Below are 23,199 nucleotides of genomic sequence, written 5' to 3'. Positions count from 1 at the left end.
CTTATACTAATGCTTTACGTCTAAGCACATCGACACCCTTTGGCGCCCACCCAGCGATGACACACGGTTTGGTGATCGTGATCCAGCCAAGTCCAGCAAAAACGATATCGGTTTTTTCTTTGATTGAAAATTCGAAACGGACGAGTTCAGGAAAATCCGCCACTTCATCTGCTCGCGGCGGCTGCAGCAGCCCACCAACATGTTTCTCATAAAACTCATCGGCTTTCGTTAATTTGGTCCGATGGATCGCCACATCATTTGCTACATAAGCAATAAATGAACTGCGTTCTCCTTGAATGAAATCAAATCGGGCAAGTCCTCCTAAGAACAAAGTTTGTTCTGGATTCAACTGATACACCTTTGGTTTGATCTCTTTGGCTGGTGCCACGATTTTTAGATCTTTTTTACCTAAATAATGCGCCATTTGATGACGATGAATGATTCCTGGTGTGTCGATCAAGAAGTGTCCGTCATCCAATGGAATCTCGATTTTATCCAATGTGGTTCCTGGGAAACGCGAAGTCGTGATCAATTCGTTGATCCCCGCTGTTTGTTTGATGATTTGATTGATCAATGTTGATTTTCCAACATTCGTCACACCCACCACATAGACATCGCGTCCTTCACGATACGTTTCGATCGCTTGCAGTAAAGCTTCCGTTTCACCTGGCTTCTTGGCACTCGTCAATAATACATCCACTGGTCTTAAACCAGCTTCATGAGCACGTTCCTTCATCCATTGGGTCATCTTCGATTTTTTCAAAGATTTTGGTAAAATATCCACCTTGTTGCCCACTAATAAAACAGGATTATTGCCGACAAAGCGGTGCAGTCCTGGGATCAATGAACCATTAAAATCGAAAATATCAACGACATTAACGATCAAGGCTTCTTTTTCCCCGATTTCATTCAGTAGACGCAGAAAATCATCGTCGGTAAGGGAAACATCTTGGATTTCATTGTAATGGCGCAAACGGAAGCAGCGTTGACAATAGACTTCTCCTGATTCAAGTCCTTTTTCTAATGCGGATTGCGGGGTGTAGCCCAATTCATTGGGGTTCGTTGTCTGAATCACTGCCCCGCAGCCGATACAGTGAATTTCTTCGATTCCTTCTGTCATATTAAATTCCTCCACGCCATTTTAACTCTGGGTTGTGCTTCAATAAATAGTTCATGATTTTTCTTTCTGCGGCTCGATTAAATTGGGTTTTCCAAGAATCCGTTGGGATCACTGGTTTCACTAAAATACTGCGAACACCGGCACGATTGGCACCTCGTACATCCGTCATGATTTGATCGCCGATCATCACGACCTCTTCTTTTTTCAAGCCTAATTGTTGATAGCCTTGTTTGATCCCTCTTGAAAAGGGTTTTAATGCGCGGTGTACGTACTTTAAACCAAAGGGCGCAACTGCCCGTGCCACTCGTTCACTATTGTTGTTGGAAACGACAACTACCGGTATCCCAGCATTTTTCATTTCCAGTAGCCAGTTTTTTAGTTCTTCGGTTCCGTCAGGATTGTTCCAAGCAATCAAGGTATTATCAAGATCGGTCAAAATCCCTTTGATCCCCTGTGCCTTTAGTTGGCTAGGGGTGATTTTATAAATCGCATCGACCATCCAAGTCGGTTTATAATTTGAAAACATAAAATCTCCTTTGCTGCATGATTTCTTCACGTATTAAAAATCGGCGACTAGTCATCGATCCAAATTGTCGATCCTTAAAAAGAAACAGTCCGATCTGCCTACAATCACGCAGATGGTTTCTATCAAGATCAGACCTCTTCAACCTGTAATTATACAATAGAATCTTTTTGAATACTAGCAAGTGCGCCAGTTTCTGCAGGTTTCTTGTAAAAGAACTGAAAAAGGAACCTGCCAAGACAACCGTTTGTCCTATCACTTCTTTAAAGTAGTCTTTTTTCCGTCAAAAAAGCATCCTTTTACTGAAAGGATGCTTAGGAAAGGTCCAAATTTATCACTAACAACTGCGAACTTCTCGCAGTTTACAATACTTTACTCAAAAAATCAATGGTTCGTGGATTTTTCGGATGATCAAAGATCTGTTCTGGCGTTCCTTCCTCCATAATGATTCCCTGATCCATAAATAAAATCCGATCCGCGACTTCTTTCGCAAAGCCCATTTCATGAGTGACGATGACCATCGTCATTCCTTGCTGAGCCAAACGCTGCATGACGGACAATACTTCGCCAACCATTTCTGGGTCTAACGCTGAAGTCGGTTCATCAAAGAGCATCACGTCTGGTTCCATCGCCAAGGCACGTGCGATAGCGATTCGTTGCATTTGTCCACCAGAAAGACTTTGAGGATAGGCTTTTGCTTTGTCTGGTAAGCCAACATCATTTAGTAGTTGTTTTGCCAACTGATCAGCCGCCGATTTTGCTACCTTCTTGACTTTCGTCGGGGACAAAGTAATGTTTTCTAAAACCGTCATATTCGGAAAAAGATTAAAATTTTGAAATACCATACCCATTTTTTCACGCATCTTATACAAATCATTCTTTGGATCGGTAATATCGGTTCCTTCAAAAAAGATTTTTCCGCTTGTCGGTACTTCTAATAGGTTCAAACAGCGTAAAAACGTGCTTTTTCCTGACCCAGATGGCCCAATCACCACAACGACTTCTCCTTGATCGATCGTCGTTGTGATCCCTTTTAGCACTTGATTGCTGCCAAAGGTTTTGTGTAAATCTTGAATATCTAACATCATAGCTTGTCTTCTCCTTTTAACGACGATAGCCTTTGCCTAGTTTCTTTTCCCATAAACTCAATAGTCGCGAAGTCGTAAACGTCAAGATGAAGTAAATGACCGCCGCCACATAGAAAGGCGTTAATGGTTGGAAAGAACTGGTGACAACGATCTGCGCACTGTTCATCAGCTCGTAGATGCCGATCGTTGAAAGCAAAGAGGAATCCTTAATCAAAACGATAAATTCATTGCCTAGTGGCGGCAAAATGTTGCGTAGTGCTTGTGGCAATACGACATAACGCATCGTTTGAAAAGGCCGCAACCCTAAAGAACCAGCCGCTTCTGTTTGACCGTAATCAACGGCATTGATTCCCCCTCGGACGATCTCAGCAACATATGCCCCAGAATTAAGCGAGAGCGCAATGATCCCAGGAAATAGCCGCCCAAAATCAAGACTCAACACGCCGATCGAGACCGTCGGCAAGGCAAACATTCCTTGCAAAAGACCAAAAGCGATCAATATCTGCACCAGCATCGGTGTGCCGCGGATGACTTCAATATACGCATTAGCAAACCAGCGCAAAGGCGTCACTTTTGATAATTTCATTAGGGCGAAAATCACCCCTAGAATCGTTCCAAAGATCACGGTGATGATAGAGATCACGATGGTGATCACCACACCAGAAAGAAAATAAGGGTAATATATCGCTAAAAAGGATAAATCCATAATTGTGTCTACTCCGTTCTATCTATTGCGCCGCATTTTCGTTGGCTAGATCTGTGTTCTTTTGTACATACTCATCGATTGTACCATCTTCAATCAATTCTTTCAAAATACTGTTTAGTTCTTCTTGTAATTCGATACTCCCTTTAGGTAAAGCAATTGCATAAGAATCGCCTTCAGATGCTTCTAATGCTACATCAGTGATCACGAGGTCATCATTTTGTGCAACATACGATTCAGCAACCGCACTTTCAAGGACCAAACCGTCGATCGAGCCTTGTTTCAATTCATTGACTAGATTCGGAACTTTGGCGATGGAAACCAATTGCGAATCAGCTAATTGATCTTGAACGATCATTTCTTGGATCGAGCCTTTTTGAGCGCCTACTTTTTTGCCAGACAAGCTTTCGATTGAATCAAATGCCGATTCATTGTTTTTATTAACAACTAATTTTTGTTCTGGTGTAAAATAGTTATCGGTGAAATCAAAAGTCTGTTTACGTTCGTCAGTTGCTGAGATGCCTGAAACAGCGATATCGGCTTTCCCTTGTTGCAAAGCAGTCAAAACAGCATTGAAATCAAGGTCCAAAATATTCACTTCGACACCAAGACGATCAGCGATCTCATTGACCATATCGATATCTGCGCCCACGATCGTATCTTTGCCATCGATCAAGGCATGAAATTCAAACGGGGCAAAGTCAGCAGAAGTTGCCACATTTAACACACCAGCTGCTTTGATGGCTTCCAATTGATTATCCGCCGAACCGCTGGCACTAGAACTTCCAGTACTCGATGAGCCGCCATTCCCACAAGCTCCTAAAACCAAAATCCCCGTCAATACAACAAGTGCTCCAAATAATTTTTTCATTAAAAACGCTCCTCTTCAAAACAAATATTTATGCAATATAATCTTCTTATATTCAGAATATATACATAATAGCACAGAATAATTAAATTTTAAACTAAAAACTTCGCCATTTGTACGATTTATTCAATAACACTTTTAATAAAAAAATACTAGGATACCCATCCTCTAATCAGAGTGGATATCCTAGTTTTTAAAATCGGCGAAAACGTTGATACCTTGCCTCAAGCAATTCATCTGTTTGCAAGGTAGAAAGTTCGGCAAGTTTCGTTGAAATTGCCGCTTTCATCTGTTCCATCAATTGCTCTTTCGGTAAAAAGTCCTCTTCATGGGTTTCTGCAATCACTTTTTCAATAACACCGAGTTCATATAGTTCTTGAGCTGTGATCTTCATCAAGCCAGCAGCTTCTTTGGCACGGCTGCCATCTTTCCATAGGATCGAAGCAAAGCCTTCGGGAGATAAAATGGCATAGATCGAATGTTCCATCATCCAAACCTCATCGCCTAATGCCAGTGCTAAGGCACCGCCGCTGCCGCCTTCACCAATGATGATTGCCAAGATCGGCACCGTTAAATCGGACATTTCCATCAAGTTACGGGCAATCGCTTCGCCTTCTCCGCGCTCTTCCGCGCCAATACCGCAAAACGCCCCTGCTGTATTGATCAATGTGACCACAGGTCGCTGAAATTTTTCTGCTTGCTTCATTAAGCGTAACGCTTTGCGATAACCTTCAGGATGTGGCGAGCCAAAGTTTCTGCGTAAATTTTCAGGCAGATTACGGCCTTTTTGAATACCGATCACGGTCACTGGCTTGCCATCTAAACAAGCAATGCCGCCAACAACGGCTTCATCTTCGCCAAACAGACGGTCTCCATGAAACTCTTCAAACTCAGAAAAAATGCCGTCAAAGTAATCCAGTGCCGTCAAACGGTCTTTGCTGCGAGCGAGTTCAACGATCTCGTGGGCTGCTCTAGTCATTGCGATCCCATCCTTTCCGCGTATGCAAAGAAATCAAATGGTGAATTTTCTCCCGCAAGTTCGTCCGTGGAACGATTTGATCGACAAAGCCATGATCTAACAGAAACTCTGCCTTTTGAAAGTCTTCAGGTAGTTCCTGACGAATGGTTTGTTCAATCACACGTCGTCCAGCAAAACCGATCAAGGCTTGCGGTTCTGCCAGGATGATATCCCCTTCCATCGCAAAACTAGCGGTGACGCCACCGGTTGTCGGGTCCGTTAAAACCGTTAGATAAAACAAGCCAGCTTTACTGTGGCGTTTTACCGCGGCAGAGATTTTTGCCATTTGCATCAGTGACAAAATTCCTTCTTGCATCCGTGCACCACCTGAAGCGGTAAAAAGAACAACTGGTAGCTGTTTTTCGATCGCACGTTCAAACAAACGGGTGATCTTCTCCCCCACGACCGTTCCCATACTGCCCATGATGAAATTCGCATCCATGATCCCGATCGCTAATGGCAATCCTTGAACTTTTGCTTCTCCTGTGAGGACAGCCTCATGCAACCCAGTTTTTTCTTGCATTTGTGCGACTTTATCCAAATATCCAGGAAAATCAAGAGGATCTTTTGTGGTTACATCTGTGTCCCATTCTTCAAAACTTTTCTCATCAATCGTGATAGCGATCCGTTCCCAGGCACTGATTCGGAAATTATACCCGCAGTGAGGACAGACTTTCTCTGCCCCCATCTCCTTCGTATAAAGCGTTCGTTTGCAACTAGGACATTTCGCCCAAAGATTATCTGGTACGACTGGTTCGTTCGTTGGCAGCTGACCTCGATTAGGATTGATGCGAATGTAGTTTTTCTTCTTAAATAAAGCCACTCATCTTCCCTCCTATTGTTCAGGTGTCCAATTTGGCAAAAATTCCTCTTGTAAAAAGGCGGTTGTATAGTCTCCCGCAATCACTTTCGGGTGACTGATCAAGTCCATTTGGAATTCTGCATTCGTAATGACACCATCGGTCACTAATTCGGCTAACGCCCGCTGCATCTTCATCAACGCTTCGAAACGGTTCTCGCCGTGAACGATCACTTTAGCGATCATAGAATCATAATAAGGTGGGATCGTGTAGCCAGAATACATGGCACTGTCTACACGAACGCCTAGACCGCCGCTTGGTAAAAACAAATTGTTGATCTTGCCTGGTGACGGTGCAAAATTGAAGGCTGGATTTTCTGCATTGATCCGACATTCGATCGCCGCGCCCGTCATCTTGATGTCTGCTTGCGTCAAACCTAGCGGTTCGCCACTAGCGACTTCAAGTTGTTTTTTGACTAAATCAATGTTTGTCACCATTTCGGTGATCGGGTGTTCCACTTGGATTCGAGTGTTCATTTCCATGAAATAAAACTCCCCAGTGTCCGCCATTAAAAACTCGATCGTGCCAGCATTACGATACCCTACCGCTTGTGCGGCACGCACCGCTGCTTCTCCTAGTTCTGCTCGCTTGCTTTCAGAAATCACCACAGAAGGGGATTCTTCCAACACTTTTTGGTTGTTGCGTTGTAGCGAGCAATCGCGTTCACCAAGGTGGATAATATTACCAAAAGAATCACCTAACACTTGCACTTCTATGTGTCGAGCAGGATAAATGATTTTTTCAATGTACATTTCATCGTTGCCAAATGCTGCTTTTGCTTCTTGCTGTGCGGAAGCAAAATGATGCGGCAACGCTTCTTTATCGGTGACTTTACGTATCCCTTTACCGCCACCGCCGGCCGCTGCTTTGAGCATGACTGGGTAACCAATCTCTTCAGCGATCGTTAAAGCTTCTTCCACATCAGAAATCGCGCCTTTGCTTCCGGGAATGACCGGTACTTCTGCTTCGATCATCAAGCGTCTTGCATTGATTTTGTTTCCCATTGCATCGATAGTCTCACTCTTTGGCCCAATAAAGACGATATTGCATTCCTCGCACATCGCAGCAAAGCGGCTATTCTCTGAAAGGAAGCCAAATCCAGGATGGATCGCCTCAGCCTTTGTGACGATCGCAGCGCTTAGGATCTGCTGTACATTCAAATAAGAGTCGGCTGCTTTGGCAGGTCCGATACAAATCGCTTCATCGGCAAGCTCTGTATGCAACGCTTCTTTATCTGCTTCTGAATAAACGGCGACCGTTTGAATACCTAATTCGCGACAAGCGCGAATGATTCGTACGGCGATTTCGCCACGGTTTGCGATCAATACTTTAGAAAACATGTCTCACCTATCCAATCATGAAAGTCAATTCTGCTTCCGCCACTTTTTTCCCATCAACATAGGCAATTCCTTTGCCGATGCCAGCTGCAGATTTCACTTTGATTATTTCTACTTCTAAGATCAAGGTATCGCCTGGTGTTACTTTTTTTCTGAATTTCGCTTTGTCTAAACCGCCAAAGTAGGCAGTTTTCCCACGAAAATCTTCCAATGATAGCAATGCCACAGCACCTGCTTGTGCCATTGCTTCCACGATCAATACTCCGGGCATCACTGGTTCATGGGGAAAATGACCTTGGAAAAACGGCTCATTGATAGTAACGTTTTTCTTCGCAACGACCCGTTTGCCTTCTTCTAACTCCTCTACCCGATCCACTAAAAGCATCGGATAACGATGAGGGATGATTTCTTTGATTTCTTGAATCGTTAATGCGCTCATTTTTTTACCCTTCTTTCACACGGAATAATGGTTGATTGTATTCAACGATTTGTTCGCTTTCAACCAAGACTTCAACTAATTCGCCATCGACGTCGCTGACGATTTCATTCATGACTTTCATCGCTTCAACGATACAGAGAATATCACCTTTTTTCACGTGATCGCCGATTTGTTTGAAGTTGTCTTTATCAGGACTTGGTTTCAAATAAACGACACCCACTAATGGAGAGACAACTTCTTTGCCCTCTAAAACAGGTTTTGCCGTTTCTACTGTGTCAGGTGTTGCTGAGACAGCAGGCGTTGGTGCAACAGGAGTTGGCGCAGCATTCGCTGCAGGAGCAGGTGCAGAGGATGCATTTTGTAGCCCACTTGTCGTATTTTTATTAAAATAAAGTTCAAATGTCTCTTTTTTTAATTGAAGCTCAGTTAACGTCGATTGATCGAATTGGCTGAGCAGCTCTTTTACCTCATGTGTTTCCAATTACGCTTCCTCCCAACGTTTCAACAAGATCACTGCATTATGACCGCCAAACCCAAGTGAATTACTCATGGCATAGGTCAATTCTGCTGGTTGGCTTTGATTGATAACAACGTTCAAGTCGATCTCAGGATCTTGTTCTGTCACGTTGATGGTTGGTGGAATAAATTGATGTTGTAATGCTAATAGTGAAGCAATGGCTTCGATTCCACCAGCCGCCCCAAGCAAATGGCCAGTCATTGACTTTGTACTGCTGACATATGGTTTTTTATAGTCTTCGCCCAATCCGTATTGGATCGATGTCGCTTCTGCACTGTCATTGGCAGGCGTGCTTGTACCGTGGGCATTGATGTAGCCAACTTCAGCTGGGGAGATCGCTGCTTCTTGCATCGCCAATTTCATTGCTTTTCCAGCACCTGATCCATCAGGATTTGGCGCAGTCATATGGTAGGCATCACAGTTCGCACCGTATCCTACGACTTCACCTAAAATCGTTGCCCCACGTTTTTGCGCATGCGCCAATGATTCTAAAATGAAGACGCCAGCGCCTTCACCCATGACAAACCCACTACGATTTTTATCAAACGGAACGGAAGCTTTGTCAGGGTCTGATTCAGTGGTTAACGCCGTCAGAGACGCAAAACCAGCAATACCGATTTCACAGATCGTCGCTTCTGAACCACCAGCGATCATGACATCTGCATAGCCATGCTTGATGTTCCGAAAAGCTTCACCGATTGAATGGGTACCAGAAGCACAGGCGGAAACAGTCGTCGTACAAATGCCTTTCGCACCTACCCGTAACGCAATGTTGCCGGCAACCATATTTACGATCGACATCGGTACGAACATTGGTGATACCCGATTTGCTCCTTTGTCATGCATCCGAATCACTTGGTCTTGAATCGTTGGCAAGCCGCCGATCCCTGAACCAACCATCACGCCAAAACGATCCACATCAATGGTTTCTGTATCTAACTTCGCCATTTCCATCGCTTCTAACGCCGCATAAATTCCATAAATGGAAAAAAGATCCATCCGCTTCGTATCTTTTTTAACGAAGTACTTTTCTAACGGAAAATCTTTGACTTCAGCGGCAACTGAGATCCCTGTTGCTTCTGCGTCAAATTTTGTAATCGGGCCGATGCCGTTGGTCCCGTTTTGTAAACTTGCTAAAAATGTTTCTGGGTCATTTCCGATTGGAGAAGTGACGCCGTATCCTGTAACTACTACTCGATTCATCTATTCTTCCTCCTACCCTTGCATTGCCATCCCGCCGTCTACACTGATCACCTGACCAGTGATGTAGGGGCTTTTTGCTAAAAAGACTGCTGTTTGCGCAACATCCTGTGTGGAACCAAAACGCTGTAATGGAATATTTGCCAATGATTGTTCTTTGACTTTATCCGACAGCACTTCAGTCATCTCTGTTTCGATAAATCCTGGGGCGATCGCATTGCAGGTGATCCCCCGAGCGGCACCTTCACGAGCGGCAGATTTCGTAAAACCGATCACGCCAGCTTTACTTGCCGCATAGTTGGCTTGCCCGATATTTCCCGTCAAGCCGACCACACTCGTCAAATTGATGATGCGGCCTTCTCGCAGCTTCATCATTTTTTTCAACGCGTGCTGCGTCATATTGAAGGTACCAGTCAAATTGATTTTGATCACTGAATCAAAATCTTCGGGTTTCATTCTCAACAATAATTTGTCATTCGTGATCCCGGCATTATTGACTAAAATGTGGATCGGTCCGACTGCCGCTTCTGCTTCCAAAAGCATGGCTGCCGCTTGATCAAAATCAGAAATGTCCCCATTGATCGCTACACATTTCACGCCGTAGCTGGTGATGCGATCGATCAGTGATTGGGGAATTTCTTTTCGTCCATTTAAAACGATATTCGCTCCTTCTTTGGCAAAGGCTTCCGCGATGGTAAAACCGATTCCTCGCGAGCTACCAGTTACAAAGACGTTTTTATTTTGCAGATCCATAAATTCCTCCTAGTTGAATCGGGCTAGTGTATCTGCCAATGTTTGGCTATCTTCTACACGCGCAGTCTGGATTTCCTTGTCTATTTTCTTCATAAAACCGCTCAATACTTTTCCTGGTCCGATCTCGATGACTTGTTGGATGCCAAGCTGCTTCAGTGTCGCAATGCTTTCGTAAAAACGTACTGGCGATTTCACCTGCAGCGTCAACAGTTCCTTGATTTGGTCTTGCTGCATTGGCTGCGCGGTCGTATTGCTGATAACAGGTACTTGTAACTCATCAAAGGTGATTTGAGCTAATTCCTGTGCTAATTGCTGCGATGCGGGTTCCAACAAAGCAGTATGGAAAGGACCGCTGACATTTAAAGGAATCACCCGTTTGGTTCCAGCAGCTTGTAACAATTCCACCGCTTTATCCACTGCCGGCGCTTCACCGCCAATGACGATCTGCTGCGGCGTATTGTAATTCGCTGGTGTCACGATCCCCACTTGACTTGCTTCTTTACAGATTTCTTCAATCGTTTCAGCGGGTGTGTTCATCACAGCGACCATTTTCCCAACACCTGCTGGCGCCGCACTTGCCATATACCGACCGCGCTTTTGTACCAATGCGACTGCTGTCTGGAAATCAAGCGCACCACTAGCGACTAAGGCTGTATATTCGCCTAAACTCAAGCCAGCAACAGCATCTGCTTTGATTCCTTGCGCATCCAAAAGACGCCAAAAAGCCGTACTTACCGTTAAAATGGCAGGCTGCGTATATTCCGTCTGGTTTAAACGTTCGTTTTCAGTAAAGCATAGCTCGGCCATGTCATATCCTAGAATGGTGCTGGCTTTTTCAAACGTCTCACGAACGATTGCTTCTTGGTGATAGAGCTCTTCTCCCATTTGGGGGTACTGTGCGCCTTGACCGCTAAATAAAAAGGCTGTCTTCATCTTGCACTCCTTCTTTACTTTGATCGTTGTCGTTGGAGAACATGGCTTCTTGCAGTTCATCTATGAATCAGCAAAAACACGTTCTTAAAAAGGAAAGGCTAGGCTGTCTGCCTAGCCTTTGTTTTATGCTTGTTGTTTTTCTACATATTTAACTAGATCTTCAACGGTTGTGATACCATCTTCTGTTTCGATCTTCACATCGAATTCATCTTCGATCTCGTTAATGATTTGGAAAAGATCCAAGCTGTCTGCTTCTAAATCTTCTTGGATGTTTGTGTTCAATTTGATTTCTTCTTTTTCTTTTCCTAATTCTTCTGCTACGATTTCTTGAATTTTTTCGAATACCATGTGTATATTCCTCCAATGTGTTTTTCAATAGTAATTTTGTTTCGTGAACAAGTTATAAGGTGGCTAACATAGTTCCCCATGTCAATCCGCCGCCAAAACCTGAGAACACCACTTTTTGACCACTGCCAAGTGACAGTGTACCTCGTTTGATTTCTTCATCTAGCAATAACGGAATCGAGGCTGCCGAAGTATTGCCATAATCTTGCATATTTTGCAAAAATTTCTCACGGGGCTGCTTCAGCTTGCGAGCAACTTTGTCTAAAATACGTGAATTTGCTTGGTGAAGCAAAAAATAATCGATTGCTTCATCTTGTGTCAGATCATTGATCGAGGCGACCACATCACGCGTCGCAAAATCAAAGATTTCTCGTCCAATCATTTGCATACAAGCACTATACGCCGGAGCGTTTTGTGAAAAAGGATTCTCATTCGTTCGAAAACCAGATGTTAAGGACATGCCTCGCGTCCCATCTGCTTTTAAAGACTCTTTGAGCAAATGCTGCTCTGAAGATGCTTCCAGCAATAGACCGCCGGCACCATCTCCGAATAAAACAGCCGTCGAACGGTCGTTCCAATCCAAGACTTTTGAAAGTACTTCTCCACCGATGACCAATCCTTTTTTAGCGCCCGTTCGAATCAGTTTTTCAGCCATAGACAATGCATACACGAAACCAGCACATGCTGCACTGATATCAAAAGCAAAGGCATTGACTGCCCCAATCGCCCCTTGGACTTGGCAAGCAACCGCCGGTGTATTGAAATCCGGTGTGATCGTCGCTACCAAGATAAAATCTAGACTTTCTGCTGAAAGCTGAGCATCTTGTAAGAGCGTTTGAGCGACGCGAATACAAAGGTCTGAAGTGTTTTCGCCAACAGCGACTCTTCTTTTTTTGATTCCCGTGCGAGAATGGATCCATTCATCTGAAGTATCCATCAAATTTGATAGATCATCATTTGTTACGATTTTTTCTGGAACATAACTTGCAGTCGCGGTAATTTTTCCAAACATATTCATCCATTATTCTCACTTATAATCTTGTAAAAAGTCATGCAGATTTTTCAGTGCTTTCAACAGTGCCTGTTCCTCTTCAGGAGACATCTGACTCAAGACACCTTTCACCATCTCACGATGAAAATGCTGATGAACACGATAAAGGAGTTTTCCTTTTTTCGTCAAACCTAGTTTGACGACTCGCCGATCATCTTCACTGCGAATCCGTTCTACATATTCTTTTTTCACCAAACGATTGATCGCGATGGTCAAAGTCCCAACAGTGATCGAAAGCTCTTTGGCAACTTCAGTCGTGGTCTTTTTTTTGTACATCCCGATGGCTTCGATGGTATGCATTTCGGTAATTGAAAGGTCTTTGAATTGAGATTTTTTCAATTCAGATTCTTCAATCACTAAGATGTCATTAAAGACGCTGACTAAGTAGTCATTAACTGTTTCTAAATTGGGTTCCATAACCTTCACCATCCGAATACTTTGATAATCAAATCATTTGATAGTCAAACTATATCGGAAGTTATTGAGAAATGCAAGAATTTTTTCGAACTTTTTTTATTTTTAAGCGCATTTTTATTTAAGAATTGATTTTCTAAGATTTTAAAAGCTGCGAGTTGACAAAATAATCTGTTTCCGTTATAGAGAAATTTCCTTTGAATGTCAAAGTTTATCATTGCGTTGCCTCCACTCTATTTCTAATTTTTTCTTGTCAATGGCCAGCAAACGTTGCTCTCTTACGCTTCATCTGCTACTCTTTGGAGGAAGGAGAGGAACGATCGATGAATCCGAACAAAGAGTTTCTAAAAAACAAAGCAAATGCACTGCCTGAAAATCCTGGTGTTTATCTAATGAAAGATCAGCACAACGAAGTCTTGTATGTAGGAAAAGCCAAATCATTGAAACAGCGTGTCGTTTCTTACTTCCGAAAAAATCAGCAGCATGCCAATAAGGTGCTTCGACTTGTTTATAATGTCGTTGATTTTGAAACGATCGAAACAGATACAGAATTGGATGCACTATTACTTGAATGTCGTTTGATCCAAGCTTTTCATCCTATCTACAACCGACAAATGAACCATTCAGCGAACTATTGCTTTGTTGATTTGACGAATCATAGCTTCACGATCACTCAAACACCACAAATTGGCAGTTATGGCCCCTTTCGGCAAACAAAAAAATTGCCTGTGTTGTTTCAATTATTGTCAGAAACGTTTCAATTGCCGACTGTCAACGAACTGACGCTATTAACCTTACGTAAACAACTCCCTCAAATGGAGGCGTATCCCTTGGAAGAGAAGTGGCGAGAGATCGGCTGTTTTTTTGCAGGAAAGAAGACCGACTGTTTTTCACTCCTTAAAAAACGCTTAGCATATCTGATTGATCACCTATTGTTTGAACAAGCTAGTGTACTGCAGCGCCAGATCCATTTAGCACAAAGCTTTTACCAAGAAATCGTGAGGGTCAATCAGTTTATTCAAGAACCAGAAGTGATTTTTTCTATTCTCCTTGACTTAGAGGAGCCAGGATCACAGACGACTCAAATCAAATACTATCAAGTTAGCTTTGGCAAGTTGATCCAAACAAAAGTTCTTTCTCCCGAGGAAACATTCCAGCCACTCCCGCCAGCAAGCGCTGCGCTTCCTTTAGCCCCGGAAGATCTCGATCCATTAGGGATCATCCTTAATCACTTGTATCGCCAAGAAAAAGCAGCAGATAAATAAAAAACAGCAAGCCCAAGTAGGCTTGCTGTTTAGAAATGAGAAAGCGACGACGAACGTCCCACTCATTCTTATTGGATCAAATCATAGATTTCCATGGCTACAATATCAACATTATCAAATTGATAAGATTGACTTGATTCTGCTTCCGTTAATTCAAACGTTTCTGTCGAATTGTCATAAGTAACGGTACATTTTTCGACGCCTTCTTTTTCAAAACGACGTACTTGAACTTCATTGTCTTGCGCTTCGACCATCGCTTCTAAACGTTTGATGATAGCGACTAATTGCGAACTTTTCATTCGTAAGCCTCCTTTTTCTGTCCGTTATATTGTATCAAAACATCCTCTATCTTGCATTGATTTTTCGTATTTTTTTTGTCATTTTAAGATTTTTTTCCATCTTGCCACCAAAGTTTAATCAGCGCCTGCGTTCCGTCATTTTCGAAGCCTTTTTCAGCTAACTGATCATACAATTTTTTAGCTAAAGCGGTGCTTGGCAAATCCAATCCCATCTTCTTGGCCTCATCCAAAGCGATCCCCAAATCTTTGATGAAATGTTTGACAAAAAAGCCTGGTGAATAATCCTCTTTTAGGATACGAGGACTGTAATTCGTCATGGACCAATTGGCTGCCCCACCGCCAGAAAGCGTGTCAATCACTCGTGGTAAATCAAGACCGGCTTGATTCGCATAGACCAGCATTTCTGTCATCCCCGTCATGGTTCCGGCAATCATGATCTGATTGGCCATTTTCGTATGCTGACCTTTTCCTGCCCCTCCTTGAAGTTGAAACGTCTTTCCTAATACTTCAAAAAGTGGTTTTACTTGTTGGTAAGCTTCTTCATCGCCACCAACCATAATCGTTAGCGTAGCGTTTCTCGCACCAAGATCCCCACCAGAAACTGGCGCATCGATACTCGCTGCTCCTTTTTCCTTCGCTGTCTGGTAGATTCGTTCTGCCAAATCAGGTGTACTGGTGGTAAAATCCACCAATGTTTTGCCCGTCACAGCCGTTTGAAAAATCCCTTGAGGCCCATAGTAAACCTCTTCAACATCGGATGGATAACCAACCATTGTAAAGATGATTTCACTTTCTGATGCAACTTCTGTTGGGGTGTCACACCAAATTGCTCCATTCGCAACGAGTTCATCTGTTTTTTCTTTCGTCCGATTGTAAACATTCACTGTATGTCCTGCAGCTAAGAGATGACCAACCATCGCTTGACCCATGACACCAGTACCGATAAATCCTAATTCCATGCAGATCCCTCCAAAATAAAAAAGTTCATGTCTTTAGTATACGCTAAAAACATGAACTTGCGAAAATTTTCTGTTTAATCGATCGTTCGGCGAAAGGCCTTTAATTTTACTTTGAATTTTTCTAGTGTCTGCTCGGTTTCTTTTTCGATGCGTTCTGTTTCATAATAAGCGACCATGTCATGGTAGAAAGATAGCATCGACTCACCGAAGCGCAATGCCGAGATCTCGTACATTTTTCTAGCAAGAACTTCGGGATCAGCAGGAATCTTTCGTTCATAATAATCAATAAATGCTTTTGCGAAATCCCGATCACTCTCATAGGTGACGCCTAAAGACGGATCATCGATCAAGGTATTTAAGTAGTCATTGCCTTCAACGACTAATGGCGTTCCAGCAGCCATTGCTTCCGTGTAAGTCAGTCCTTGTGTTTCTGATGTGGACGCACTAACGAAGTAATCCGCAGCGTGGTAATAGATCGCCACTTTATCATTTGCCACTTCACCGACGAATTGAACATGGTCAGATAAAGCCATATCCACCACTTTTTCTTCTAATTTTTCTTTATGCGGACCTTTCCCAACAATCACTAATTGCGCATCAGGAATCTTCGTTAAAATTTCTGGCATGCCGTCGATGATTGCTTGGATATTTTTTTCATAAGAAATACGACTGAGGGAAAGCAGCATGGGCTGATTCTCAGTGATGCCCAATTTCTCCCGCAATTCTTTTTTCATGTCAGTTGTAATATCCGGTCGGCGAAACTTCTCAACTTCGATCCCTGTGGGGATGATCCGCATTGGTGAAACCACACCATACCCTCTCAGCGTATCGATGACCCGTTCACTTGGACAAACAACACCTGTCGAGTGGTTGGCAAATAGCCGTGAAAGATATTTCACGTGAGATGGCCGCAAGACCTTTCCGTTTGCGATATAGTGCAAGTAATCTTCATACATTGTATGGTAGGTATGGATCACAGGAATCTGCAATTTACGCCCCACCATTTTCCCCAACATCCCAGAACCAAACTCTGTATGGGTATGGATCAATTCCAATTCTAATTCTTTGGCGATCAAATAGGCATACAACATGCCGCGAACCACGATTCGCCGATCTTTGAAGGACACAAACGGGACACTTGGCATGCGAATGATATCTTCTTCATCCAGATCAGCATTTGGATCGGTCGTTGTAAAGATATACACTTTATGGCCTTTTTTCTCAAGCTCTTCTTTCAATGTCTTGATCGATGTCGCCACACCACTTACCTGGGGGAAGTAGGTGTCTGTAAAAAATCCGATTTTCAAAACGGTACCTCCAAACTTTACATTAGTTTCTTCATTCCGTATTCATCACTTTTGTATAAACCTCTTGTAATTTAAACCCAATTTCATCAATACTCTTTTGCTTTGCTGTTTCATAACCCGCTTCACTCAATGGTGGCAACGTGCCCTCCACGATTCCTTTGATTTTCTCAATAAATCCTTCATTGGTTTTTTCCATGTATGCATTGCGCCCATTACTTAGCCACCCTTTATAAACAGGAATATCCCGAACAAGCACATTTTGGCGGCTGGCTAACGCCTCAAGGACTACGATCCCTTCTGTTTCTTCATAAGAAGGAAAGAAGAATAAATCGGCAGCGGAATATGCGCCTTCGATAATGTCTCCTTTGATATAACCTGGAAACAACACATTTTCTGGATGGTCTTCATTGACGAGGTCGCGGATCTGTTTAGGAATCGTCATCATTGGTGTATGACCAAACCAGATAAACGTATACTCAGGCAACTGTCTAGCTATCTCTACAAAATCAAGAATGCCTTTTCGTTCAAAAAATAAACCGACGGATATAATGACTTTTTGATCTGGTAAGAGATTGAAATACTCGCGAAAGGCTTTTTCTTTCTCTTGATCCGGCTGATATTTGTCAAGATCGATGCCGTTTGAGATTGCCTCGATCGGTACTTGGATACCATACCCTTCCAAAAGTTCTTTCGAATAAGGAGTCGGGGTGATCAACTGATCGGCTCTAGAATAAAGATTGATCAAATATTTTTTATATAATGGCGAAAGCTGGTTTGAGCCGATAAATGAATTCCGAAAATCCTCTTCTGTAGAATGGGCATGGTAAATCACTTTTTTCCCTTGTCTTTTGGCTTTGTTGACCATGTGCATACTATTGATCCCATACGTGTTGATATGAAGGATATCATAGTCCTCATCATTTTTATCAAGAGTAAAAGGAATCCCGACAGATGTCAGCGCTCGTTGCTGATGGGCCAACGCTCGACCGATACCTGATTTAGCTAATAATTTTTCTCCTTCAAAATAAAGAAGTACTTTCAAAGATGATTCCTCCTTGGAAATGCTTATATCTGATATTAGTATACCATAGGCAATCGGAGACATACTCCTACCATGGTCCTAGATTTTGTTCCCCATTTAATCATGATACGTGAAAAACCTACGGAATCATAGCTTTATACAAAGATATGACAAAATTGTTCGTTTTCTGAAAAAACGAGCAGGCTGTTGCAAGTCAAATCGAACAAGATGGCTTCTTATAACAAAAAAAAGGCAACAAGCAAAATTGCTTGTTGCCTAGAAATGATTAGTTAACATACTGTTCGATTAGCTCAACAACTTCTTCCATTGTATCGCAATCTTCTAAAGCACGTTTTGCTAATTCTTGCATGTCAGTCGTTGACAAGCGTTTCATTAAGCTACGTGTTTTCAGAACAGATGTTGCACTCATTGAGAACTCATCTAAGCCCATACCTACAAGAAGTGGCACAGCAGTTTGATCGCCCGCCATTTCTCCACACATACCAGCCCATTTGCCTTCAGCATGCGCTGAGTCGATCACGTTTTTGATCAAACGTAAAATTGATGGGTTGTATGGTTGGTACAAGTAAGACACGCGCTCGTTCATGCGGTCTGCAGCCATTGTGTATTGGATCAAGTCATTGGTACCAATACTGAAGAAGTCAACTTCCTTCGCAAACTTGTCTGCTAAGACAGCAGCTGCTGGAATTTCGATCATGATTCCGACTTGGATCTCGTTAGAAACCTCAACGCCTTCGTCAATCAATTTTTGACGCTCTTCTTCATACATTTTCTTCGCAGTACGGAACTCTTTCAATGTTGCCACCATTGGGAACATGATACGTAAGTTGCCGTGAGCAGAAGCACGTAACAACGCACGAAGTTGGGTACGGAACATGTCATCCCCAAGTTCAGATAAGCTGATACGCAATGCACGATAGCCTAAGAAAGGATTCATTTCATGAGGCAATTTTAGGTAAGGAAGTTCTTTATCGCCACCGATATCCATTGTACGGACAACCACTGGTTTGCCAGCCATTCCTTCTAAAACTGCTTTGTATGCTTTGTATTGGTCTTCTTCTGTTGGGAAATCAGGAGAATCCATGTACAAGAATTCAGTACGGTATAAACCGACTGCTTCTGCACCATTGTTGTGGACACCTTCTAAATCTTTTGGCGTTCCAATGTTCGCAGCTAATTCAAAGTGCTTGCCATCAGCGGTAACTGTTTCGGCATCTTTCAATTTTTCCCATTCTGCTTTTTGTTCTGCGTAGGCTTTCCCAGCTTCAACAAATTCAGCTGCTTGGTCATCTGTCGGGTTGACGATAACGTCACCGATAATACCGTTAACAGCTAAGATGTCGCCCGCTTTCACTTTTGCAGTGATCTCCATTGTTCCAACGATTGCTGGGATTTCAAGAGAACGTGCCATGATAGCGGAATGAGAAGTACGTCCACCGATATCTGTTACAAAAGCTTTTACAAAGTTGCGGTCTAATTGTGCAGTATCACTTGGTGTCAAGTCATGCGCAACAACGACTACTTCTTCGTTGATCATTGAAGGATTAGGCAAAGTCACATTCAGCAAATGCGCCAAGATACGTTTTGCGACATCTTTAATGTCAGCTGCCCGTTCTTGCATGTAAGCATTGTCATCCATTGCTTCAAACATACCAATATACATGTCAGTAACTTCTTTCAACGCAGCTTCTGCATTGACTTTGTTATCTGTCACGTTTTGTTTGATTTGACCAATCATCTCAGGATCTGAAAGAACCATTAAATGAGCATCAAATACTTGTGCTTCTGCTTCACCTAAAGTTTGCGCTGCTTTGTCACGGATTTGTTGTAATTCCGCTGTTGACTTCGCTAACGCATCATCTAAGCGTGCTTCCTCTGCTGCAGTATCTTCAACTGATACTTTTGAAAAAGATAAATCAGGTTGTACTAACAGGTAGGCTTTCGCAACGGCTACACCATCACTAGCAGCAATTCCTTTTAGCATCTCAACCATTATTCAGACAAACCTTCTTTTTTCATTGTTTCTACGATTGCAGCGATTGCATCTGCTTCGTCAGCACCTTCAGCAGTGATAGTTACATCAGAACCTTGGCCAACGCCTAATGACATTACGCCCATGATTGATTTAAGGTTTACTGATTTACCTTTGTACTCTAAGTTGATATCAGAGTTGAATTTGCTTGCTGTTTGAACCAATAATGTAGCTGGACGTGCGTGAATCCCTGTCTCAGCAACTACGTGAAAATCTTTCTTTTCCATATTGATCAATCTCCTTTATGATACGTTTTTTTGTGTGAAGGCAAAATTTCCATGCATGCAATGACACCCGAAAAAAATCGCCCTTTCAACTGTTAAGATTACCATTTTTTTCCTCGATAGACAACCGTTTTCTCTTAAATAAACGATTGAAATAAATGTCCTATTTATTTTCTTGCACATAACGGTAGATGATCTTCCCATTTAAGCCCGCTTCTCCGACAAAAGAAGACCGATCTTCCAACTGGAGCCAGACATCTCTAAACGCCAGGAATTCTGGCTGTTGGACAATCAATTCTTGGATCTCTCCATTGCGCAAACGCGTTATTTCTGAAGCAAAATCTCTGTTCTCCATCCTCAATTCTCACCTCTTTCTTTCTATTATAATGGAATTACTTTTTATTTAAAAGACGCTTCTGCTAATGAAAGAGCGGCAAAAATTTTTACGAGTAAAATTCTTGCAGTCTGACAAAAAGTTAGTATAATAGAATTATGGTCAGTAAAGGTCAATAACACATTACCTCGAAGATGACCGTTTCTATGCACACAGCCCCTTTTCTTTTACAAGTGTAAAAAAGCGCCGTAAAATAAGGGTGTTGGAACAAATATGAAAGGTCGTGAATCTATGCTTTGTCAAAATTGCGGCAAAAATGAAGCGTCTATTCATTTATATGCCAGTGTCAATGGTCAAAGAAAACAACTCGATTATTGTCAAAGTTGTTACCAAAAATTAAAAGCTCAATCTGGGAATGCTGCAGCTGCAATGGCGCAAGATCCTTTTGGATTCGGCAATATTGATGATCTATTTCGTCAAATGTCTCGCCAGATGCAGCAAGGAAATACCCCTTATGAACAAACCCCTCCGACGCAAACCGGCGGTAACGGTTTTGTCGGCGGTCAGCCTCCACGCAATAACCAAGCACCTGCAGGTCTGTTAGGAGAATACGGTATCAATATTACCCAAATGGCTCGTGATGGCGAAGTCGATCCAGTCGTTGGTCGTGATTCAGAGATCAAACGAGTGATTGAGATCCTTAATCGTCGAACAAAAAACAACCCTGTGCTTATTGGAGAACCTGGGGTTGGGAAAACTGCCGTCGTTGAAGGGTTAGCCCAAAAAATCGTCGATGGCGATGTACCACAAAAACTGATGGACAAAGAAGTCATTCGTTTGGACGTTGCGTCTCTTGTTCAAGGCACAGGTATTCGTGGCCAATTTGAAGAACGCATCCAAAAATTGATTGAAGAAATCAAGCAAGCAGAAAACGTGATTTTGTTCATTGATGAAGTCCATGAAATCGTTGGCGCTGGTGCAGCTGGCGACGGAAATATGGATGCTGGAAACATCTTAAAACCAGCTCTTGCCCGTGGAGAACTACAAATGGTCGGAGCAACGACGTTAAATGAATACCGCATCATCGAAAAAGATGCTGCTTTAGAACGCCGTTTGCAACCAGTACGTGTGGATGAACCTTCTGTGGAAGAAACGATCCGCATCTTAAAAGGTTTGCAACCACGTTATGAAGATTATCATCATGTGAAATATACTGATGAAGCGATTGCAGCTGCCGCTACCCTTTCTAATCGATACATCCAAGACCGATTCTTGCCTGATAAAGCAATCGATCTACTAGATGAAACAGGTTCTAAGAAAAACTTAACGATCCAAATCGTTGATCCAAAAACGATCGAAAAGAAATTACAAGAAGCAGAAGAACAAAAACAAGCTGCCTCTCGAGAAGAAGATTTCGAAAAAGCTGCTTACTATCGCGATCAAATCAATAAATTGCAAAAAATGAAGGAACGCCAAATCAGCGAAGAAGAAACGCCAGTCATTACCGAAAAAGACATGGAACAAATCGTTGAAGAACGGACAAATATTCCAGTTGGTGAATTGAAAGAAAAAGAACAAACGCAATTGAAAAATCTTGCGGATGACTTGAAAGCTAAAGTTATCGGACAAGATGAAGCGATCGATAAAGTAGCCAAAGCGATCCGCAGAAATCGGGTCGGTTTAGGCAAACAAAACCGTCCAATTGGCTCTTTCTTATTCGTCGGTCCAACCGGTGTCGGGAAAACCGAATTAGCAAAACAATTAGCCTATGAGATGTTTGGTTCTGAAGAATCGATGATTCGTTTCGATATGTCAGAATACATGGAAAAACACAGTGTATCCAAACTGATTGGCTCTCCTCCTGGTTACGTTGGCTATGAAGAAGCGGGTCAATTGACGGAAAAAGTTCGTCGGAATCCATATAGCCTGATTTTATTAGACGAAGTGGAAAAAGCCCATCCTGATGTATTGCATATGTTCTTGCAAATTCTCGATGATGGTCGTTTGACGGATGCCCAAGGACGTACAGTCAGCTTTAAAGATACCTTGATCATCATGACAAGTAATGCTGGAACTGGCAAAGTTGAAGCCAACGTCGGCTTTGGAGCAGCGCGTGAAGGCATCACTCGTTCCGTGTTAAATCAATTGAACAATTACTTTACGCCAGAATTTCTCAATCGCTTTGACGGGATCATCGAATTCAAAGCACTTAGCAAGGAAAACTTGTTATCGATCGTGTCCCTTATGCTGCATGATGTCAATCAAACACTTAGTCATCAAAAATTGCATATCGATGTTCCACAAGACGTGCAAGAAAAACTGGTCGATCTAGGTTACAGCGCAACGATGGGTGCTCGCCCATTGCGCAGGACCATCCAAGATCAAATCGAAGACGGGATTGCTGAATATTATCTTGAGCATCCTCAAGTTCGTCAATTAAAAGCACAATTGGAGGATTCCGATAAAATCGTTGTAACTTCAGCTGAATCCTCTGCACTTCCTGAAGAAACACCTTCTGCTGAAGAGGAAAAACCATCGGAAACAGATGAGCAATAACGTGTCAAAACG

Annotated in this window: 25 protein-coding genes; 2 read left to right on the top strand and 23 right to left on the bottom strand. The window is 42.7% G+C overall.

Annotated elements, in window-relative coordinates; all coding sequences use genetic code 11:
- Nucleotide 1 precedes the first annotated feature (1 nt).
- From yqeH to fabT, 16 genes are all read right to left on the bottom strand, one after another.
- Complete coding sequence (yqeH, locus tag IGI71_RS07280; RefSeq protein WP_010748089.1) at nucleotides 2-1,120, bottom strand: ribosome biogenesis GTPase YqeH; 1,119 nt, start codon at nucleotides 1,118-1,120, stop codon at nucleotides 2-4.
- A 1-nt stretch (nucleotide 1,121) separates the two neighbouring features.
- Entirely contained in the window at nucleotides 1,122-1,646 is a 525-nt protein-coding gene (locus IGI71_RS07275) for a YqeG family HAD IIIA-type phosphatase (RefSeq protein WP_005225903.1), read from the bottom strand.
- Between the two features lie 359 nt (nucleotides 1,647-2,005).
- Nucleotides 2,006-2,731: an amino acid ABC transporter ATP-binding protein gene (locus tag IGI71_RS07270; protein ID WP_005225901.1), complete on the bottom strand. Its 726-nt coding sequence runs from the start codon at nucleotides 2,729-2,731 to the stop codon at nucleotides 2,006-2,008.
- A 16-nt stretch (nucleotides 2,732-2,747) separates the two neighbouring features.
- Nucleotides 2,748-3,437: an amino acid ABC transporter permease gene (locus tag IGI71_RS07265; protein ID WP_005225900.1), complete on the bottom strand. Its 690-nt coding sequence runs from the start codon at nucleotides 3,435-3,437 to the stop codon at nucleotides 2,748-2,750.
- 22 nt (nucleotides 3,438-3,459) lie between these two features.
- The gene (locus IGI71_RS07260) at nucleotides 3,460-4,305 is read right to left on the bottom strand and encodes a transporter substrate-binding domain-containing protein (protein WP_010748088.1); all 846 of its coding nucleotides are present in this window, start codon (nucleotides 4,303-4,305) and stop codon (nucleotides 3,460-3,462) included.
- Between the two features lie 190 nt (nucleotides 4,306-4,495).
- Nucleotides 4,496-5,281 (bottom strand): acetyl-CoA carboxylase carboxyl transferase subunit alpha, encoded by a 786-nt coding sequence (locus IGI71_RS07255; protein WP_430616278.1) that lies wholly within the window; start codon nucleotides 5,279-5,281, stop codon nucleotides 4,496-4,498.
- The gene (accD, locus tag IGI71_RS07250; RefSeq protein ID WP_005225897.1) at nucleotides 5,274-6,143 is read right to left on the bottom strand and encodes an acetyl-CoA carboxylase, carboxyltransferase subunit beta; all 870 of its coding nucleotides are present in this window, start codon (nucleotides 6,141-6,143) and stop codon (nucleotides 5,274-5,276) included. Before accD ends, IGI71_RS07255 begins: the two co-directional genes overlap by 8 nt.
- A 12-nt stretch (nucleotides 6,144-6,155) precedes the next feature.
- On the bottom strand, nucleotides 6,156-7,520 hold the full coding sequence (locus tag IGI71_RS07245; RefSeq protein ID WP_010748086.1) for an acetyl-CoA carboxylase biotin carboxylase subunit: 1,365 nt from the start codon (nucleotides 7,518-7,520) through the stop codon (nucleotides 6,156-6,158).
- A gap of 7 nt (nucleotides 7,521-7,527) precedes the next feature.
- The gene (gene fabZ, locus IGI71_RS07240; RefSeq protein ID WP_005225895.1) at nucleotides 7,528-7,956 is read right to left on the bottom strand and encodes a 3-hydroxyacyl-ACP dehydratase FabZ; all 429 of its coding nucleotides are present in this window, start codon (nucleotides 7,954-7,956) and stop codon (nucleotides 7,528-7,530) included.
- A gap of 4 nt (nucleotides 7,957-7,960) precedes the next feature.
- Complete coding sequence (accB, locus tag IGI71_RS07235) at nucleotides 7,961-8,437, bottom strand: acetyl-CoA carboxylase biotin carboxyl carrier protein (RefSeq protein WP_010748085.1); 477 nt, start codon at nucleotides 8,435-8,437, stop codon at nucleotides 7,961-7,963.
- Nucleotides 8,438-9,676 carry a beta-ketoacyl-ACP synthase II gene (fabF, locus tag IGI71_RS07230; protein ID WP_010748084.1) on the bottom strand — a complete coding sequence of 413 codons (1,239 nt, stop codon included), beginning with the start codon at nucleotides 9,674-9,676 and terminating at the stop codon, nucleotides 8,438-8,440.
- Between the two features lie 12 nt (nucleotides 9,677-9,688).
- Nucleotides 9,689-10,426, bottom strand: coding sequence for a 3-oxoacyl-[acyl-carrier-protein] reductase (fabG, locus tag IGI71_RS07225; RefSeq protein WP_010748083.1), 738 nt, complete (start codon nucleotides 10,424-10,426; stop codon nucleotides 9,689-9,691).
- A gap of 9 nt (nucleotides 10,427-10,435) precedes the next feature.
- On the bottom strand, nucleotides 10,436-11,359 hold the full coding sequence (fabD, locus tag IGI71_RS07220) for an ACP S-malonyltransferase (RefSeq protein ID WP_010748082.1): 924 nt from the start codon (nucleotides 11,357-11,359) through the stop codon (nucleotides 10,436-10,438).
- Nucleotides 11,360-11,482: 123 nt separating this feature from the next.
- A complete protein-coding gene (locus IGI71_RS07215) occupies nucleotides 11,483-11,707 on the bottom strand; it encodes an acyl carrier protein (protein ID WP_005225890.1) in 225 nt (74 codons plus the stop codon).
- Between the two features lie 52 nt (nucleotides 11,708-11,759).
- Entirely contained in the window at nucleotides 11,760-12,722 is a 963-nt protein-coding gene (locus tag IGI71_RS07210; protein WP_034695533.1) for a beta-ketoacyl-ACP synthase III, read from the bottom strand.
- Between the two features lie 9 nt (nucleotides 12,723-12,731).
- The gene (gene fabT, locus IGI71_RS07205; protein WP_008378199.1) at nucleotides 12,732-13,172 is read right to left on the bottom strand and encodes a fatty acid biosynthesis transcriptional regulator FabT; all 441 of its coding nucleotides are present in this window, start codon (nucleotides 13,170-13,172) and stop codon (nucleotides 12,732-12,734) included.
- A 320-nt stretch (nucleotides 13,173-13,492) separates the two neighbouring features.
- Between fabT and IGI71_RS07200 the strand changes: the two genes are divergently transcribed.
- The gene (locus tag IGI71_RS07200; protein ID WP_010748079.1) at nucleotides 13,493-14,434 is read left to right on the top strand and encodes a GIY-YIG nuclease family protein; all 942 of its coding nucleotides are present in this window, start codon (nucleotides 13,493-13,495) and stop codon (nucleotides 14,432-14,434) included.
- A 68-nt stretch (nucleotides 14,435-14,502) separates the two neighbouring features.
- On the opposite strand, the gene IGI71_RS07195 is transcribed toward IGI71_RS07200, so the two are convergent.
- The 7 genes from IGI71_RS07195 to IGI71_RS07165 all read right to left on the bottom strand — a co-directional run bounded on the left by IGI71_RS07195 (nucleotide 14,503) and on the right by IGI71_RS07165 (nucleotide 20,652).
- Nucleotides 14,503-14,733 (bottom strand): YkuJ family protein, encoded by a 231-nt coding sequence (locus IGI71_RS07195; protein WP_005225886.1) that lies wholly within the window; start codon nucleotides 14,731-14,733, stop codon nucleotides 14,503-14,505.
- 83 nt (nucleotides 14,734-14,816) lie between these two features.
- Entirely contained in the window at nucleotides 14,817-15,692 is an 876-nt protein-coding gene (locus tag IGI71_RS07190; RefSeq protein WP_010748078.1) for an NAD(P)-dependent oxidoreductase, read from the bottom strand.
- A 74-nt stretch (nucleotides 15,693-15,766) separates the two neighbouring features.
- The gene (locus IGI71_RS07185; RefSeq protein WP_005225884.1) at nucleotides 15,767-16,999 is read right to left on the bottom strand and encodes a glycosyltransferase family 4 protein; all 1,233 of its coding nucleotides are present in this window, start codon (nucleotides 16,997-16,999) and stop codon (nucleotides 15,767-15,769) included.
- Between the two features lie 31 nt (nucleotides 17,000-17,030).
- On the bottom strand, nucleotides 17,031-18,041 hold the full coding sequence (locus IGI71_RS07180) for a glycosyltransferase (RefSeq protein WP_010748077.1): 1,011 nt from the start codon (nucleotides 18,039-18,041) through the stop codon (nucleotides 17,031-17,033).
- A 265-nt stretch (nucleotides 18,042-18,306) separates the two neighbouring features.
- A complete protein-coding gene (gene ptsP, locus IGI71_RS07175) occupies nucleotides 18,307-20,034 on the bottom strand; it encodes a phosphoenolpyruvate--protein phosphotransferase (RefSeq protein WP_005225882.1) in 1,728 nt (575 codons plus the stop codon).
- Entirely contained in the window at nucleotides 20,034-20,300 is a 267-nt protein-coding gene (locus tag IGI71_RS07170) for a phosphocarrier protein HPr (protein ID WP_003126335.1), read from the bottom strand. Before IGI71_RS07170 ends, ptsP begins: the two co-directional genes overlap by 1 nt.
- Before the next feature lie 160 nt (nucleotides 20,301-20,460).
- The gene (locus IGI71_RS07165) at nucleotides 20,461-20,652 is read right to left on the bottom strand and encodes a hypothetical protein (RefSeq protein ID WP_005225880.1); all 192 of its coding nucleotides are present in this window, start codon (nucleotides 20,650-20,652) and stop codon (nucleotides 20,461-20,463) included.
- A 270-nt stretch (nucleotides 20,653-20,922) separates the two neighbouring features.
- Between IGI71_RS07165 and IGI71_RS07160 the strand changes: the two genes are divergently transcribed.
- Nucleotides 20,923-23,187 carry an ATP-dependent Clp protease ATP-binding subunit gene (locus tag IGI71_RS07160; RefSeq protein WP_172462585.1) on the top strand — a complete coding sequence of 755 codons (2,265 nt, stop codon included), beginning with the start codon at nucleotides 20,923-20,925 and terminating at the stop codon, nucleotides 23,185-23,187.
- Nucleotides 23,188-23,199: the final 12 nt, after the last annotated feature.

Source organism: Enterococcus sp. DIV1279b, assembly GCF_050531515.1.
GTDB classification, from domain to species: Bacteria; Bacillota; Bacilli; order Lactobacillales; family Enterococcaceae; genus Enterococcus_D; species Enterococcus_D casseliflavus.
This window is presented reverse-complemented; position numbering and strand designations above follow the sequence as displayed.

Excerpts from the sequence above, each read along its gene's own strand:
- yqeH (WP_010748089.1), bottom strand. The coding sequence starts at position 1,120 with ATGACAGAAGGAATCGAAGAAATTCACTGTATCGGCTGCGGGGCAGTG.
- IGI71_RS07275 (WP_005225903.1), bottom strand. The coding sequence starts at position 1,646 with ATGTTTTCAAATTATAAACCGACTTGGATGGTCGATGCGATTTATAAA.
- IGI71_RS07270 (WP_005225901.1), bottom strand. The coding sequence starts at position 2,731 with ATGATGTTAGATATTCAAGATTTACACAAAACCTTTGGCAGCAATCAA.
- IGI71_RS07265 (WP_005225900.1), bottom strand. The coding sequence starts at position 3,437 with ATGGATTTATCCTTTTTAGCGATATATTACCCTTATTTTCTTTCTGGT.
- IGI71_RS07260 (WP_010748088.1), bottom strand. The coding sequence starts at position 4,305 with ATGAAAAAATTATTTGGAGCACTTGTTGTATTGACGGGGATTTTGGTT.
- IGI71_RS07255 (WP_430616278.1), bottom strand. The coding sequence starts at position 5,281 with ATGACTAGAGCAGCCCACGAGATCGTTGAACTCGCTCGCAGCAAAGAC.
- IGI71_RS07245 (WP_010748086.1), bottom strand. The coding sequence starts at position 7,520 with ATGTTTTCTAAAGTATTGATCGCAAACCGTGGCGAAATCGCCGTACGA.
- fabZ (WP_005225895.1), bottom strand. The coding sequence starts at position 7,956 with ATGAGCGCATTAACGATTCAAGAAATCAAAGAAATCATCCCTCATCGT.
- fabF (WP_010748084.1), bottom strand. The coding sequence starts at position 9,676 with ATGAATCGAGTAGTAGTTACAGGATACGGCGTCACTTCTCCAATCGGA.
- fabG (WP_010748083.1), bottom strand. The coding sequence starts at position 10,426 with ATGGATCTGCAAAATAAAAACGTCTTTGTAACTGGTAGCTCGCGAGGA.
- fabD (WP_010748082.1), bottom strand. The coding sequence starts at position 11,359 with ATGAAGACAGCCTTTTTATTTAGCGGTCAAGGCGCACAGTACCCCCAA.
- IGI71_RS07215 (WP_005225890.1), bottom strand. The coding sequence starts at position 11,707 with ATGGTATTCGAAAAAATTCAAGAAATCGTAGCAGAAGAATTAGGAAAA.
- IGI71_RS07210 (WP_034695533.1), bottom strand. The coding sequence starts at position 12,722 with ATGAATATGTTTGGAAAAATTACCGCGACTGCAAGTTATGTTCCAGAA.
- fabT (WP_008378199.1), bottom strand. The coding sequence starts at position 13,172 with ATGGAACCCAATTTAGAAACAGTTAATGACTACTTAGTCAGCGTCTTT.
- IGI71_RS07200 (WP_010748079.1), top strand. The coding sequence starts at position 13,493 with ATGAATCCGAACAAAGAGTTTCTAAAAAACAAAGCAAATGCACTGCCT.
- IGI71_RS07195 (WP_005225886.1), bottom strand. The coding sequence starts at position 14,733 with ATGAAAAGTTCGCAATTAGTCGCTATCATCAAACGTTTAGAAGCGATG.
- IGI71_RS07190 (WP_010748078.1), bottom strand. The coding sequence starts at position 15,692 with ATGGAATTAGGATTTATCGGTACTGGTGTCATGGGTCAAGCGATGGTT.
- ptsP (WP_005225882.1), bottom strand. The coding sequence starts at position 20,034 with ATGGTTGAGATGCTAAAAGGAATTGCTGCTAGTGATGGTGTAGCCGTT.
- IGI71_RS07170 (WP_003126335.1), bottom strand. The coding sequence starts at position 20,300 with ATGGAAAAGAAAGATTTTCACGTAGTTGCTGAGACAGGGATTCACGCA.
- IGI71_RS07165 (WP_005225880.1), bottom strand. The coding sequence starts at position 20,652 with ATGGAGAACAGAGATTTTGCTTCAGAAATAACGCGTTTGCGCAATGGA.
- IGI71_RS07160 (WP_172462585.1), top strand. The coding sequence starts at position 20,923 with ATGCTTTGTCAAAATTGCGGCAAAAATGAAGCGTCTATTCATTTATAT.